Genomic DNA, 14,567 nt, shown 5'->3' on the forward strand with positions numbered 1-14,567 from the left:
GGGGAGGGCGGGACGGCGAGGTGGGGATTGGGGGGATTAACCGACGAAGAGGGGGCGGAGATGGCGTTCGTAGAGGTTGGCGGTGACGTTGCGGCCGACGACCTCCTCGTTGCCGCGGACGAGGGTGAGGTAGGTCTGGCCCTGTCGGGCGGCGAGTTTGAAGGCGACATGGAGCAACTGGCGGAAGCTGGGATTGAACTCGGGATGCGCGGGGACGTGGCGGAGGGCGTTGGCGAACTGGGTGCCGTTCCAGCCGGAGACGGTCGAGGCCTTGGGGAGCTTCTTGAGATCGACGTCGATGACCGAGGCGTAGGGCGCGCACAGTTCCGCGGCGTGATCGAGGGCCGAGGCGTAGATCTCCTTCACCAGCACGAGGCCGCCGCCGCCGGCTTCGGCGAGGCCGATGAGTTCCTCGAGCCAGGTGGTGCCGGCGGTCTTGAGGTGGACGCCGGCCCCGGTGCGCTGGAGGGCGCGGCGGACGATGGGGTAGAGGGAGAACTTGTCGCTGCCGGAGTGGATGCTGAGTTTGAGGTTGGCGGGCAGGCCGTAGCGATGGATCGCGAGCTGGAGGACGGCGAGGTCGTCGTGGAACTCCCGCTCGAACTGGTCGAGGTCGCCGACGTAGTCCACGCCCTTGTTGAAGCGGCCGGTGAACTTGGGGGCGATGGTCTGGACCCGGACCCCCTGGTCGGCGAGGGCGGCGAGGATGGTGAGGAGTTCCGGGGGTGTCTGGGGTGCGTCGGTTTCGTCCATCGAGACCTCGGCGATAAAATCGCCCACGTGTTCGGCGATGTGCCGGTAGAGCCGGCCGGCCTCGATGGCGGCGAGGAGGTACTTGCGGGCCATGGCTTCGATGGCCTCCCGGGAGGTGGTGAAGGGATCGGTACGGCCGGGCAGGTCGAGGATGCCGACGAGTTCGGGGTGGCGTTCGACGAAAGCGGCCACGTCGGCGGCCGGGGCTTCCTTCCCGATGCTGTCCGCCACGTCGAGGGTGAAGAAGTCGGAGCAGTCGAGGAACCGGTCCACGGTGTCCAGGCGGATGTGATCGGCGTCCACGTGCCAGTCGCCCTTCCAGCCCATGGCCTCCACGGCTTCCTGGGCGGCATCGAGGACGCTGCGGGGTTCGGAGCCGATGAAGGAGTGTTCGCGGTTGGATTTGTTCCAGACGGGGACCACCTCGACGCCGTCCTCGGCCAGGCGGCGGAAGGCGGTCAATTGGGCTTTCGCCTGCTGGGCAAACCGGTCTCCGACCCCGAACGAGAAGCGTGCCAGTTCGATCATGGGGGACGAGAGGGTGCCGGGATCCGGGGACGGGGGAAAGTCTGGAGCGGCTTCCATCTTTACTTCCCAGGGCGGGGGAATCCACGCTTTTGCCCATGCGACGCATGCAGTGGCTGGTGCCCGGGATGCTGGGCGCGCTGTTGGCGGTGACGGGGTGCGCGACGCGCATCACCAATCTCACACCGTCCACCCTGCCCCGTGAGGAGAGCGGGCTGTACGCGTTCGAGGCGGAGTGGACCAGCACCGAACGGACGCGCGAACTGCGGCAGGACCGCATCCGGGGCTACGTGGTGTACGACGGGAACTTCTATGCGATGGAACGGGTGTCGCGGATGACCAACCGCTGGGAGAGCATGGTGCCGATTCCCGAGGACCGGCGGATTGTCTTCTACCACTTCAAGTGGGACTACGAGAACGCCGGGTTCGGCCGCAACCACCCCAACAGCCTCCGGTCCCAGCAGTTCCAGCTCGAGATCGCGGATACGTATCCGTGACCGGACCCGGGCGGAACGGAACTACCGGCGGCCCCGGATCTTGCCGCGCCGGGTGGGTTTGGCGGGGCGGGCGGATCGGTCGGATCGGGCGCGGGCGGGCGGTCGGCTGGAGACCTTGCGTCCCTTTGGGGCGGGGCGGTCCTTGCGGACGGATTCGATGGTCTTGGGTCGGGCGCGAAGGATGAGGACGAGGGGACAACCCTCGTAGCCGAAGGCGGTGCGCAGCGAGCCGGAGAGATATTTCTCGTAAGGGCGGTCGAGGATGTCGTTGCGATTGACGAAGAGGACGAAGCGCGGCGGCGCCTGGCCGATCTGGGTGGCGTAATAGAATTTGAGGCGGTCGCCCCGCGGGGTGATCGGCTGGCGGCGGGTGACGGCGTCGTGAAGGGTCCGGTTGAGGACGGCGGTGGGGACGTGCTGGTGGAGCTGGGCGGCGACGTAGCGCACCGCTTCGAGGAGGCGATCGAGATGGAAGCCCGAGGCGGCCGAGGTGAAGATCACCGGGGCGTAGTCGAGGAAGAAGAGCTTCTCCTGCACCCAGCGGCCGAACTCGCCGAGGGTGGTCATGGGCATTTCGGTGTTGCGGCCCTTGCGGACGCCGGACTCGCGGCGCTGCATTTCCCGTTCACGGGCCTCGCGGACGTTCTCTTCCACCATGTCCCATTTGTTCACCACCACGATGCAGGCGCGACGGGCCTCGGTGATGAGGGCGCCGATCTTCTTGTCCTGCTCGCGGATTCCGTCGGCGGCGTCGAGCACCAGGATGGCGATGTCGCAACGGCCGATGGCCTCCTCGGTGCGCTTGACGCTGAAGAACTCGATGGAGTTGTCGATGCTGCGCCGCTTCCGCACCCCGGCGGTATCGACCAGGACGTAGCGTTCGCGGCGTCCCTCGGTCTCGATCTCGAACGGGACATCGACGGCGTCGCGGGTGGTGCCGGGAACGGCGCTGACCACCACCCGGTTCGATTGGGTGAGGGCGTTGATGAGGGAGGACTTGCCGACGTTGGGCCGGCCCACGATGGCGAGCTTCAGCGGGGCGTCCGGATCGCGGGGACGATCCGCGGCCGTCTCCGGGTCCGCGGACGGGTCGGATTCCGCAGGCGCGGGGCGAATCGATGCGGTGTCTGGTCCGGGTTCGGGCAGGTGATCGAGGGCGGCCCGCATGAGCGCCTCGACGCCGCGCCCGTGGATGGCGCTGACGGGGAAGAGGCGGTCGAAGCCGAGCGATGCGAAGTCCACGGCACCCGCGGCGACGCGTTCGTTGTCGGACTTGTTGGCGGCGAGGAGCACGGGTTTGCCGGCTTCGCGGAGGCGGGCGGCGACCTCGGCATCGAGCGGGACGAGTCCTTCCTGGACGTTGACCACCAGGATGATGGCGTCGGCGGATTCGATGGCGACGGAGGCCTGTTCCATGGCCGCCTGGGTGATGGCGTCCTGGGCCTTTTCGCCGCGCCGCAGTCCGAGGCCGCCGGTGTCGATCAGGGTGAAAGGACGGCCGTTCCACTCGACCTCGGCGGTCACGCGGTCGCGCGTGACCCCGGGGAGGTCGTGGACGATGGCGATCCGGCGACCGGCGATGCGGTTGAAGAGGGCCGACTTGCCGACGTTCGGCCGGCCGACAATGGCGAGGACTCCTGGCACGCGGGGAGCATGGGGGAGGAGAGACCGCGGGATGAAGGGCGAAGTGAAGGTCCGGGCTGACTTGCCGCATCGCGGGGGGACCAGGAGGAGGGGAGCGATGGGATGAGGACTCGCGGAGCTCGTCTCTCCGGAGTGAAGCAAAGGGGTGAGATCGGAGGGCCGAGTTCCACGAGGCCGCAAGGGAGTGGTGCGTGGGGTTGAGGAATCGCGGAGCTCGTCCCTCCGATTCGCTGCCTTCTCACCCACCCCTTCGGGATGCCGATCCTTCGCGGAACCTCGCACCGCGACTCACATCAGCAGTTCGTGCACGACGTGGCCATGGACATCCGTGAGCCGGTAGTCACGTCCGCCGTGGCGGAAGGTCAGACGCTCATGGTCGATGCCGAGCAGATGCAGGATGGTGGCATGGAAGTCGTGGACGTGGACCAGGTCCCCGGTGACGGTCGCGCCAATGTCGTCGGTGGTGCCATGCACCATGCCGCCCTTCACCCCGCCGCCGGCCATCCAGGAGGAGAAGCACGAACTGTGGTGACCCCGGCCCTTTTCGCCGTCCACGCCCGGCGTGCGGCCGAACTCGGTGGTCCACACGACGAGCGTGTCGTCGAGAAGGCCGCGTTGCTTGAGATCGGTCAGGAGTCCGGCGATGGGCTGGTCGATGTTCCTGGCATGCTTGGCGTGCTCGGCCATGTCGCCGTGCTGGTCCCAGTTGTGGCTGGAGGTGCCGTCCACGATCTCGATGAAGCGCACGCCGCTCTCGGCGAGCCGGCGGGCGACGAGGCAGGGCCAGCCGAAGCCGTCGGTTTGTCCGCGCTGCATGCCGTAGAGTTCATGGGTGGCGTCACTTTCCTGCGACAGGTCGAACACTTCGCGCGCCTCGGTCTGCATGTGGAAGGCGGTTTCGAAGGCGCGGAGGCGCGCGGCCAGTTCGCTGTCGTGGCCGCGGGATTGGAGGTGGCGCTGGTTGAACGCGCCGGCCAGGCCCAGTTCCAGTTCCTGCAATTCGCGGCGCGGGGTGCGGGGATCGAGGTTGGCGATGGGTTCCCTGCCGGGCACGACGCGCACGCCCTGGTGGTAGGCGGGCAGGAAATCGTTGTTGAAGATCTGCGTGCCGGCGTAGGGCGACCCGGCGGAGAGCACCATGAACGAGGGCAGGTTGCGGTTGAAGGTGCCGAGGCCGTAGCTGATCCAGGAGCCGATGCTCGGGCGGGAGAAGAAGAACGAGCCCGTGTGGATGGCGAGCGTGGCCTGGTAGTGTTCGTTGTCATCGGACTTCATCGAGCGGATGAGGCAGACGTCGTCCATGCGCTCGCGCAGGTGGGGGAAGAGGTCGCTGACGAGCGTGCCGCAGCGTCCGCCCGGGTGAAACTCCCAGCCGGGCCGGAGCAGGCGGCGGAGCTGGTTTGAGAGGCCGCCCCCCACGCCCATCGTCTTGCCGTCGGCGGCGAAGAGCGCGGGCTTGTGGTCGAAGGTGTCCATATGGGACACCCCGCCGTTGGAGAAGATGAAGATGACGCGTTTGGCCCTGGCCGGGAAATGCGGCGGCTTGGGCGCAAGGGGATCGGCCGCGGCGGGGGCGGCGGAACCGGACTCGGCGAGGAGGTTGGACACGATGCCGGGCAGCAGCATCGAGCTGCCGACCAGCGAACGGATGAAGGCACGGCGGTAAAGGAGGGGGTGGTTCATGAACAGTCGGGGGGTGGACTGGTTCTCTTGGCGGGCAGCAGTTCCTGGCACAACAACGCCGTCGGAATGGCGGAAAAGTGGGGATCACGATGGACCAGTGTCGCCCCATGCAACGACGCGGTGGCCCCGATCAACGCATCCATGGCCGAGATATGCGCGATGGCACGGGTGCGCAGGCGAATGGCCTCGCCGCGGACCGCTTCATGCACGTCCACGACCCGGTCGAGCAGTTCGCGATAGCGGTCCAGTTCTCCGGCCCGGGTCGGCTCATCAAGCCCCAGGTGATGCAGGCGCAGTTCAAACTCATAGAGCGAGAGGATCGAAACACCGACGACCACCCTCTCATCCTCCAACAACGCCTGCACGCGCTCGGCGCCATTCTCCGCGAGGTAATGCGCCAGGAGGGCGGTGGTGTCGAACAGATGCGTCATGGCCTTGCGACACCGTATTGCGGCGGCTCATCCTGGGCACGTTCGCGAAGCAGATCTCTGATGGGATCGGCGCCGGGCTGGAGCCAGTGTCGGCCCGCTCCCATCAGACGGCGAGCGAGTTCCGCCCGGCGTGGCCGAGGTTTCAAGAGAATCGTCCCTTCGCCCCCCGCGGACCAGTCCAGGCGCATCCCCGGACGGATGCCAAACTCCCGCGCAATTTCCGGAGGAATGCTGACCTGATTGCCCTCGTGGACCGTGGTTGTCATGCGTGCAGGATGGTTGGGAGCGAAGAAACCAACAAGGGTTTGAAACGACGCGCCCTCCCCTGATGGGTACCCATGGGGGGCCCCTGACGAGGTGATGTCCGATCAGTCCACGTAGGCGAATTCATTGAGTCGGTAGAGCACGCGGGCGAAGGCCTGCCACGCGGCGGTTTCAGGCTCCGCCGTTGCCGCGGATTCCCGCGCGAGGAGGGTGCGGGCGGCCTCGAGGAATTCGCGGGCGTGGTTCAGCTCCTCCGGGTCCGGCGGTCGGGCCAGCGCGAGTTCGTAGGCCCGACGGAGGCGCGCCTCGTCCCCGTCCGTTCCGGTGGTGATGCGTTCGGCGAAGTGCCGGGCCTGTTCATGCACGAAGGCGTCGTTGAGCAGGTACAACGCCTGCAGGGGCGTCGTGCTCACGGCGCGGACGGCGGTGCTGGCGGAGGGGTCGGCGCCGTCGAAGATGGCGAGGTAGGGATGGCGCTGGATCCGCTGGGTCATCAGATAAACGCTGCGCCGCGGATGGTCGTACACCGCCCGGAAGGGGTTGTGCTGCGTGAAGTTCCAGGCTGTCTGGGGGGGGAAGGGATGCGGGCCGTGCGGGGTGAGGTCGAGGTTGCCGCTGATGGCGAGGGTGGCGTCGCGGAGCGACTCGGCATCGAGCCGGCGGCGGGGGAAGCCGCTGTAGAGTTCGAGGGTGGGGTCCTTCGCCAGGGCCAACTCGTCGCGGGTGGCGGATTGCCGGTAGGTGCGCGAGAGCAGGATAAGGCGGTGCATCGCCTTGACGGACCAGCCGGACTCCACGAAGCGGGCTGCCAGCCAGTCGAGCAGGGCGGGATGCGTGGGCGCCTGGCCCTGTTTGCCGAAGTCGTTGGGCGTCGTCACCAGGCCGCGGCCGAAGTGATGCAGCCAGATGCGGTTGACCATCACGCGCGCGGTGAGCGGGTTGGCGGGGTCCACAATCCATTCGGCCAGTTCGCGGCGGCCGCTGGACGGGTGGCCGGGCGGGAGGGCGGTTCCGCCGAGCACGGTGAGGAAGCGCCGTGGCACCACCTCGCCGGGAAGGGCGGGGTCGCCCCGACGCTGGAGCGCCACGTCGCCGATGCGGGCCCCTTCGGCCACGGCGTAGGCGAGCTCGAAGGGCAGCGGCTGGTTCTTGTGATCGTTCAGGGCTTTCTCCGCCGCCTTGATCTCTTCCTCCAACGCGGCCTTCTCTTCTTCCGGCGTATCCTTCACCCGATCCTTCAGGCGCCGGACTTCCCGTTCGAGACGACGCTGTTCCCCGGCGCGGATCCCGGGGAGGGATTCGGCGTCCGCCCGTTGTTCCGGGGGGACGAGCGGCACGAGGTCGCGCTGCGTCTTGTCCAGCTCGATGCCGGGCCACGGGTAGCGGGTGCTGTGGAAGATGCCGTAGAGCGCGTAGTAATCCGCTGCGGTGATCGGATCGAACTTGTGGTCGTGGCAGCGGGCGCAACTGACCGTCAGCCCGAGGAAGGCACGTCCGAGATTGTCGAGGGTGTCCTCGATGGTGAGGTGCTGCGGGTAATCCTCGACGCGCGACCCGAAGCGGCGGGCGTTGGCGAGATAGCCGGTGGCAACGATGCGGTCGAGGGTGTCATCGAGGGTTTCCGCCGGCATCAGATCGCCGGCCAGTTGTTCGCGCACGAACTGGTCGAAGGGCAGATCGCGGTTGAACGCGGCGATGACCCAGTCCCGGTACCGGTAGATCTGCGGGATGGGGAAGTCCGAGTTGTCCCCCGCGGTGTCCGCGTAGCGCACCACGTCCAGCCAGTGGCGGCCCCAGCGTTCGCCGTAGTGCGGTGAAGCCAGCAGGCGGTCCACCACCTGCGCGAAGGCCTCCGGGGAATCGTCGGCGAGGAAATCCGCCACCTCCTCCGGTGTGGGCGGCAGCCCGGTGAGAGTGAATGTCGTCCGGCGGATCCATGCGCGGCGGTCCGCGTCGGCAGCGGGCCCGATGCCCGCCTGTTCCAGCCGGGCGAGGATGAAGCGGTCCAGGGGGTTGGCGGGCCAGTCCTCATCCTGGATGTCGGGCGGGGCGGGATCGGACACCGGCTGGAACGACCACCATTGGCGGGCGAGGTCCCAGTCGATGGATTCGCGGGCGAGCTGCACGGCGACAGTGTCGTTGGTGCGCGGATCGGGAGCGCCCATGCGGACCCAGGCCTCGATGTCGGCGACGGCCAGCGGCGACAGTCGTTCGCGGGGCGGCATGGTGAGTTGCGGGTCCGTATGGCGGATGGCGTGGATCAACAGGCTCGCCTCGGGATCGCCGGGGGTGATGACCGGACCGGTGTCGCCGCCGCGCAGGATGCCCGCGCGGGAATCGAGCAGGAGGTTGCCGCCAAACTGGCGCGCGCCGGCCCGGTGACATTCGTAGCAATTGTCCACCAGCACCGGCCGCACCCGGCGCTCGAAGAACTCGATTTGTTCTGCCGAGGGATCGAGGACGAACTGCGGCCCCTCCGGCACCGGCACGGGGCCTGTGCCGGACCAGACCTCGAGGCCGGACAGGTTGACGGCGCCGTGGCCCGGGGCGCGACCGGAGATCCTGATCTTCCCGTCCTGACTTTCCGCCGGCCACGGTCCATGACGCCGCCACAGCCCGGCCTTGCCGGTGTGGGCCTTTTCCAGGAAGGGCCGGTCGTTGATCAGCAGGTCGATCTGTTCGCTGTGGTTGTCCTCCCAGAGGTACACGAACACCTGGTAGTTACCCGGCGGGACGTCGATCAGTTCGAGGTCCACCCGGCTGCCGATGATGCTGCTGCGGATCATCTGCGCCTTGACCGGGTCGGTCGGCGGGCGGAGGAGAACGGCCTGGTTCTCAAACCGGTTTCCCTGACGGACGACGAGGTGGGGGGTGTCCATGCCCTCCCACGACTGGCCGAGGAGGGTGGCACCCGGGCCGTTGAGGTTGATCGCGCGGAAGAGCACGGCCTCGTCGGCGGCGAGCACGCGGGCGAGGGCGCACAATCCGATGGCCGTTCGAAGCGCGGTGCGCAGGCGGCGGTGGCAGTTCATGGCGGAACGCTGATGGGGTACCGGATTGGCGGGTGGAAACTCAAGCGCTGTCCGATGGACTCGTCATCGTGCGAACAGCCGCGGATGGGTCATCACGCGGAAGAACTCCTCCCGGCTCGCCGGCAGATCGGTGGCGGCCTTGGGGATGACCAGCACGTCGCCGGCCTCACCGGGCGGTACGGGCCGGAAGACAAGCGCGCGGCCCTCGAATTCCGCCCGGCGGATTTCGGCACCGGTCCAGCACATCGGCTGGAAGAGCCAGACCAGCGGCGCTCCGTCGCCGAGCTGGTTGGCCCGGCCGAGATCGGTCCGGATGAAGCGTTTCATATCCTCTGTGAACGGGTTGTCCGGCAGCCTGTCGAAGTGCTCTGCGCGGAAGACCGAGTCGCGGTCCCAGAACGCGCCGCCGCCCCAGTCCACGTATCGAGTCCGTTTCGCCACGATGTAGGCGGCCCAGCCGTCCTTGCCGTTGTAGCCATAGTTGCTGACGGTCAGGTTGAACACGACGAGGTTCGCCGCGATCTCCGGGTTCGTCAGCAATGCGTTGGCCACGGTGGTCTGCGGCCCGCCGGCGATGATCAGCAGGGGCTTCTCCGGCGACGCCTTCCTCGCCTCGACCGCGATCAAGCGGCTGCCGTCGGTGGGACGAGCCAGGGTGTCCTCGATGCGCCCGCTGTCCGGCCGCACGAGCACACGGTCGGCGCCGCGCGTGAGCCCGGGGATGTTTTTCAGGCCGGAGTCGCGTGCGAGCTTCAGCGCCTTTTCGGCGTCCTGCCACGATTGCTCGAAGGAGTAGTGATAGCCCTTGTCCCAATCCCACATGTCACGCGAGACGATGTTGCCCCGGAGGTTTGCCTTTCCGAGGCTGGCCAGTGCCCAGAGGTAGTTGTTGTCGAAGACATCGAACCACCAGTCGTTGTCGTAAAGGATCGGATTGTCCGGGCCGACGCCGACGAGGTGGACGCCGTTTCCATCCACCCGATGCCCGGGCACTTCGGCCGCCGAGCGTCCGGCCAGAAGGAGTCCAAGCCCGGCCAGCAGACACGCCCAGGCCAGCCGGTTCGCGCCCCGGTTCGGTCCCGGGTCCGGGCAGATCCCGCGAGGGCGAAACCATGGAAAGGTCATGCGGCGCACCCTAGCGGTCGTTCCGCCACGGGCTAGGAGGATGCTCTCAATAAATAGGTCGATCTGGAAGGCATGGCGCGAGCAGGAGGCCGTCGCGTATCTACTGTGGCCGTTGGAGGGTCATGGGTCGGCGGGCAGGGGCGATACCGCGAGGGTGAGGCGGCGGAGGAAGGCGTCGAGAGTGCCGGGCGGCGCGTTGCCGTCGACGCCCATGCGGACGATGACCATCTCCCATTCGGGAATGATGATGCAGAGGTTGTGGTTCAGGCCACTGGCGTAATCCGTGCCGGGCGGGAAGCCGGTCCAGGTGAGGCCCGGGCCGGGCCCTTGGCGGATGTTGCCCGGGCGCAGCCCCTCGCCGGTGCGCGGGTTGAACCACAGGATTTCGTAGAGGCCGGGATGATCGCCGAGGTCGAAGCGTGTTCCGCCGCCGTGGGGCAGGTGGATGGCGTACAGTTCGCCGGGAGCGAACAGGCCTTGTGCGCCGTGACCGACGACCGCCTCGTCGGCCGGAGCCAGCCACCAGAACGGGAGGTGTTCGTGGAAGAAATCGAGCGCGATCCTCGTCTGGCGGTACATGGATTCACGGGTTCGCCAGTCCTCGCAGGAGAGGTCGCTGAACGGGCTGTTGTTCTGCCAGCCGAAATACCATTCCACCCCCGCACCGCCGGCCATCAACGAAGCCCATGGTCCGAAGCGCCGCGGATCGTCCTGGTCGGGATCGTCGGCGTCGGGGAGGGTGCCAAGGTTCGCGCCGCCCAGTTCGTCCCTCCGATTCGCTGCCTTATCACCCACCCCTTCGGGATGCACGGGTCATTGAGCGCGGACGAGCCGGAAGAAGGCGGGTTCGCCGGTGAGGGGGATGCGCACGGGCGCCGGCTCGGGAAGGGGTTGCCAGTCGGGAGGCGCGAGGCGGGTGGCCCGTTCCAGCACGAAGCCTTCCGGCCATGGGGCGAAGTGGAGGGTGCGGGATTCGGACTGCCAGGTGTAGGAAAGGGTCGGACGTTCCACGGTGGGGGGCGTGCCGACGAGCTGGATGGCGTCGATTTCGTTCCAACCGCGGACACGGGGGGAATCGAGGGTGATGCGGACCCGTTGCACCGGGCGGCCAGTTGTTGGAAACCGGATGATGAACCAGGCGATCTGCCTTGGGGTGTAGGCGTTGGTGTCGGATCCTGAAAACACCGTTGTGCCGACGCCGGCGGGGTCGAACACCTCGATGCGGGAGATGGCGCCGACGTTGAACACCTGCCTGACGCGTACCGCGGTGGCATGAACGGCCCGGGCGAATGTGGCATCGAGCCATTCCTCCTGGCCATCGGCGGTCCGGCTGGCCCATGCGAACCGGCTGTCCCCGTAACGCGTGACGTCGGGCGGCCCTGCGGCGCGCGAGGCGGAGTAATCGCCCTGCGACTGGTACTCGCTGCTGGCTGTGACCGTGGCGGCCCACTGCCCGTTCGGGTCTTCGCCGAAGGCCCTGTCCTGTTCTTCGAGTGTGACCGGTTCGGGTTCGTAGGGCGGGGCCAGGGGCAGCGTGGCGACCACGTCCTCCCAGGCCGCGTTGACGGCGAGAAGGAGGCTGTGCGGCGGGCGGAGGTTCCAGTCCTGGACATCGAGGACGGTCTGGTACGACGCCAGTGCATCGCGCGCCCGACCCTGGGCGGCGAGGGCATCCGCCAGCAGCGTGCGGGCCAGCACCGAGTCGGGTTGCTCTGCCAGCCACGCCCCGGCCAACCGCTGGGCCTCGGCGGCCGGTCCCAGCGCCAGCAGATGTCGAATCCGCACCAGGTGACGGGCCTCCTCCTGGTGGGGCGTCAGGGGCGTGGGCCGATCGACCACATCGAACGGCAGTACCGCCTGACCCAACCTGGCCACGGCGGGGCCGGTGGGAAGGTCCAGGGTCTGCGCGGGTGACAGCCACCAGCGTCCGGGCGTGACGGCCGAGACCTGGATCCCGGTGCCATCGGAGCCCTCAACCACGAGGGTGTCGGGCACCGTTCCCGGGTTCAGCACATACCAGACGAACGGCCATGGCCAGCCGCGCGGGCCCTGCACCGGGTCGCCCGCGAGGTCGAGATACAGCACACCGGCGTCGGGTTCCTGGGAAGGAGCGGACAGGGCGCCGGCAAGGAGGCAACCCAGTCCGAGACAAAGGGCGCGGAGGTTCATGGGGAAGACGGGATCAGGGCGTGTCGGGACATTTGCCCGTGGGCGGGGGACGGGCTGGGGCGCTGTCGCGCACACAGAGCTGGCTCACGCAATCGCCCCGGGTTGCGTGGCCGAAGCGGGCCGGGTTGAAGGAGGTTCCCTGGCAATTGCGGCACAGGACGTACGGGTTCATGCCCGGGAGCACCACCAGCACGTTTTTGGGCGTCAGGACGCGGTCGATGATCAGTCCGTTCCGTGGAATGTACGCCCCGGCCAGGTCGTAGCGCATGATGCAGTACCGGTCGCCGGAGTGTTGTCCGCCGCGCCGCGCCACATAGATCGGCATGGGGGCGATGGTCACGTTGGTGCCGTTCTCGGGAAGGACTTCGAGAGACTGGCCCTCCCGGAAGACGCGGATGCGATACCCTGGTCCGACGGGAACCAGCGTGCCTGTTGCGGAATCGGACCGATGAGCCTGCTCCTCGAACCACCGCGTCACCGTGCCATCGGGCTGGACCGCCTCGCGAACGGTCCATCGGGCGTGGAAATCGGCGTCCCCATGGTGATGGACCCCGATCGCGTGCGCGATTTCGTGGGCAATGGTCTCGACGGTGTTGTCGTAAGGGTGGACCACCACCCGTCGCACGTTTTTGGGGCGCCACGGCGTGGCGATGACGTCGGCGTAGGAGATGATCACGGCGCCATTGGTGGCGAGGTTGGGTTCGACCAGGATGCCGTGCTGAAACTCCTCCGAAGACCGTGGCGAGTTGGCGCCGCGGTTGGGATTCATCACCCGGGAATCCTGCCATTCCTCGTCGGCAAGGGCGTCCCAGATCTTCAAGCCCTTGCGGGCGTCCACGGCGGTTTGGACTTCGAGAAGGCGGCACGCGGCGCCCACGGGGCCCTTGTTCAGGTTGCGGATGAACAGGTCCTTCACCGCCGGGTCCGTGGAGACATGGCGGCGGTTCACCCGGAAACCCCGGTATTCCTCGTAGGCACTGAAACCGTCCCCCTTCTGTCCGTCCCCCGTCGGCTGATCGTCGTCGTCGGCGTCGTCCGTTCCCGTGAATGGATTCTGGTTCCGCCAGACCTGGGCGATCCGGCTGCCCAGGGGACGCTCCGGGATGGGGATTCTGTAATGCCGTTCCCCGCCGACCCTGCGGTGACCCACGATCTCACGGCCGTCGGCGAGTTCGGCGTAGACCTGCAATTCCGCGAAGGCGCCGAAATCGTAGCTGTTCAGGCGGACCCAACCCCGACGCGGTTCGAGGTCGCCACCGGCGAGCTGGGGTACGCCCGCCTTCTGGCCCATGGGGGACAGCACCGTGACTTCGGGAATGGCCGCGCTGAAGCGCAGGTCGAACTGGGGATCCTCGCCCAGGAACGGGGGGCCGGACGGCGAGGGCCAGTTCATGCACACCCCGGGCTCGCGGGATGTCCCGTTCAACTCGAACCGGAAGCGCCGCACCTCCGGCAATGCCCGCCACTGTTCGGGCGTCGGCGCCTCGGCCCTGGGCCGCAGCAGGGCTTCGATCCGCAACGGCTTCGGGCCAGCCCGATCGGGGTGCGTGTCATTCCCCTCGGGCCGCCAGGTTTCGAACGGCATCTCGCGATCCGTCTCCACGTGGAGTTCCACCTGGAGTTCCACGTCGCTCCAGTCCGGCCAGAACTGCACCCACGCCTCGCGGCGGAACCAGCCATGCCCCTGGTCCGTGATCTGCGACACTGCCATCCGTGCCGAGAAGGGCATCGCCTCCTTGGGGGCGTTGAAGGGAACCCACGAGTTCTCGAATGCCGTCTCATGGGCCGGACGGGGAAGGAGGTCGTCGAAGTTCCGTGTCTCCAGGGAGAAGGTGTCGGAACTGAACCTTGTGGCCGATCCCCAGCTCCGCTCGCTCCACGGCTGGGCGGGGGTGCCAAGCGTCATGAAGCCGCCTCCGCCATCGTCGAGGCTGATGTAGAGGTTGGCGTCCCTCTGCAGACTGAAGGGACCGGAATACGACCCCGCGTTGGAGGCCTCGCTGCCCTCGCCGAGCGAGGTGTAGACCTCGGACCAGGAATGGAGCGAAGCCGCACCGTGGGCGGAGGCTACCCTCCAGCCCACCCCACGCAGGGTCCCGATTTCCTGCGCCGACAGGCGCCGGAACTCCATGAACACGGTGGTATGGTTCTGACCCGAAGCCCGCCGCCGGGTGGTGTCGCCCTGGAACGAGGTGCCACTGACGATGTCCGCCTGCGACACGCCGAGCAGGCGGGGGACCGACTGCCAGGCCGTCCAGCCGGTTGCCGGGGGGCGGCCGGGGTCCAGCGGGGGCAGCGGGGGCAGGGGGTCCTCCGACGCCGGTTGCGCCGGGATCCGAAGGGCCGTGAGGAGGAGAAGCCCCAGCCGCCACACCACGGGGGCGGGGGTGCCCCGGGGAGGTGCGGCAAACGTCGCGGAGCGACCGTGCAAGGCATGCATGCCG

General features: G+C 67.9%; 10 protein-coding genes. 1 reads left to right on the forward strand and 9 read right to left on the reverse strand.

Annotation, left to right across the window (positions count from 1 at the left end; all coding sequences use genetic code 11):
• Positions 1–36 precede the first annotated feature (36 nt).
• Positions 37–1,281: a hypothetical protein gene (locus tag KF833_05410; GenBank protein MBX3744727.1), complete on the reverse strand. Its 1,245-nt coding sequence runs from the start codon at positions 1,279–1,281 to the stop codon at positions 37–39.
• Positions 1,282–1,376: 95 nt separating this feature from the next.
• Here KF833_05410 and KF833_05415 point away from each other — a divergent pair, with 95 nt between their 5' ends.
• The gene (locus KF833_05415; protein ID MBX3744728.1) at positions 1,377–1,775 is read left to right on the forward strand and encodes a hypothetical protein; all 399 of its coding nucleotides are present in this window, start codon (positions 1,377–1,379) and stop codon (positions 1,773–1,775) included.
• Positions 1,776–1,796: 21 nt separating this feature from the next.
• On the opposite strand, the gene der is transcribed toward KF833_05415, so the two are convergent.
• The 8 genes from der to KF833_05455 form a co-directional block, all read right to left on the reverse strand.
• The gene (gene der / locus KF833_05420) at positions 1,797–3,419 is read right to left on the reverse strand and encodes a ribosome biogenesis GTPase Der (GenBank protein ID MBX3744729.1); all 1,623 of its coding nucleotides are present in this window, start codon (positions 3,417–3,419) and stop codon (positions 1,797–1,799) included.
• A 288-nt stretch (positions 3,420–3,707) separates the two neighbouring features.
• Complete coding sequence (locus tag KF833_05425) at positions 3,708–5,102, reverse strand: DUF1501 domain-containing protein (GenBank protein ID MBX3744730.1); 1,395 nt, start codon at positions 5,100–5,102, stop codon at positions 3,708–3,710.
• Positions 5,099–5,533, reverse strand: a complete 435-nt coding sequence (locus tag KF833_05430) for a PIN domain-containing protein (GenBank protein ID MBX3744731.1) — start codon at positions 5,531–5,533, stop codon at positions 5,099–5,101. The genes KF833_05425 and KF833_05430 overlap by 4 nt, the downstream gene beginning before the upstream one ends.
• 368 nt (positions 5,534–5,901) lie before the next feature.
• A complete protein-coding gene (locus KF833_05435; protein MBX3744732.1) occupies positions 5,902–8,829 on the reverse strand; it encodes a PSD1 domain-containing protein in 2,928 nt (975 codons plus the stop codon).
• 63 nt (positions 8,830–8,892) lie between these two features.
• Complete coding sequence (locus KF833_05440; protein MBX3744733.1) at positions 8,893–9,954, reverse strand: hypothetical protein; 1,062 nt, start codon at positions 9,952–9,954, stop codon at positions 8,893–8,895.
• 120 nt (positions 9,955–10,074) lie between these two features.
• Positions 10,075–10,749, reverse strand: a complete 675-nt coding sequence (locus KF833_05445; protein ID MBX3744734.1) for a hypothetical protein — start codon at positions 10,747–10,749, stop codon at positions 10,075–10,077.
• An 18-nt stretch (positions 10,750–10,767) separates the two neighbouring features.
• Complete coding sequence (locus KF833_05450) at positions 10,768–12,123, reverse strand: hypothetical protein (protein MBX3744735.1); 1,356 nt, start codon at positions 12,121–12,123, stop codon at positions 10,768–10,770.
• A gap of 13 nt (positions 12,124–12,136) precedes the next feature.
• Positions 12,137–14,563, reverse strand: coding sequence for a hypothetical protein (locus KF833_05455; GenBank protein MBX3744736.1), 2,427 nt, complete (start codon positions 14,561–14,563; stop codon positions 12,137–12,139).
• Between the last annotated feature and the right edge of the window lie 4 nt (positions 14,564–14,567).

It is taken from the genome of Verrucomicrobiia bacterium (assembly GCA_019634625.1).
In the GTDB taxonomy this organism is placed as follows: domain Bacteria; phylum Verrucomicrobiota; class Verrucomicrobiia; order Limisphaerales; family CAIMTB01; genus CAIMTB01.

What these genes read in the sequence shown, in the direction of transcription:
- KF833_05425 (MBX3744730.1), bottom strand. Translation starts at nt 5,102, where the DNA reads ATGAACCACCCCCTCCTTTACCGCCGTGCCTTCATCCGTTCGCTGGTC.
- KF833_05415 (MBX3744728.1), top strand. Translation starts at nt 1,377, where the DNA reads ATGCGACGCATGCAGTGGCTGGTGCCCGGGATGCTGGGCGCGCTGTTG.
- KF833_05450 (MBX3744735.1), bottom strand. Translation starts at nt 12,123, where the DNA reads ATGAACCTCCGCGCCCTTTGTCTCGGACTGGGTTGCCTCCTTGCCGGC.
- KF833_05410 (MBX3744727.1), bottom strand. Translation starts at nt 1,281, where the DNA reads ATGATCGAACTGGCACGCTTCTCGTTCGGGGTCGGAGACCGGTTTGCC.
- KF833_05455 (MBX3744736.1), bottom strand. Translation starts at nt 14,563, where the DNA reads ATGCATGCCTTGCACGGTCGCTCCGCGACGTTTGCCGCACCTCCCCGG.
- KF833_05435 (MBX3744732.1), bottom strand. Translation starts at nt 8,829, where the DNA reads ATGAACTGCCACCGCCGCCTGCGCACCGCGCTTCGAACGGCCATCGGA.
- KF833_05440 (MBX3744733.1), bottom strand. Translation starts at nt 9,954, where the DNA reads ATGACCTTTCCATGGTTTCGCCCTCGCGGGATCTGCCCGGACCCGGGA.
- KF833_05430 (MBX3744731.1), bottom strand. Translation starts at nt 5,533, where the DNA reads ATGACGCATCTGTTCGACACCACCGCCCTCCTGGCGCATTACCTCGCG.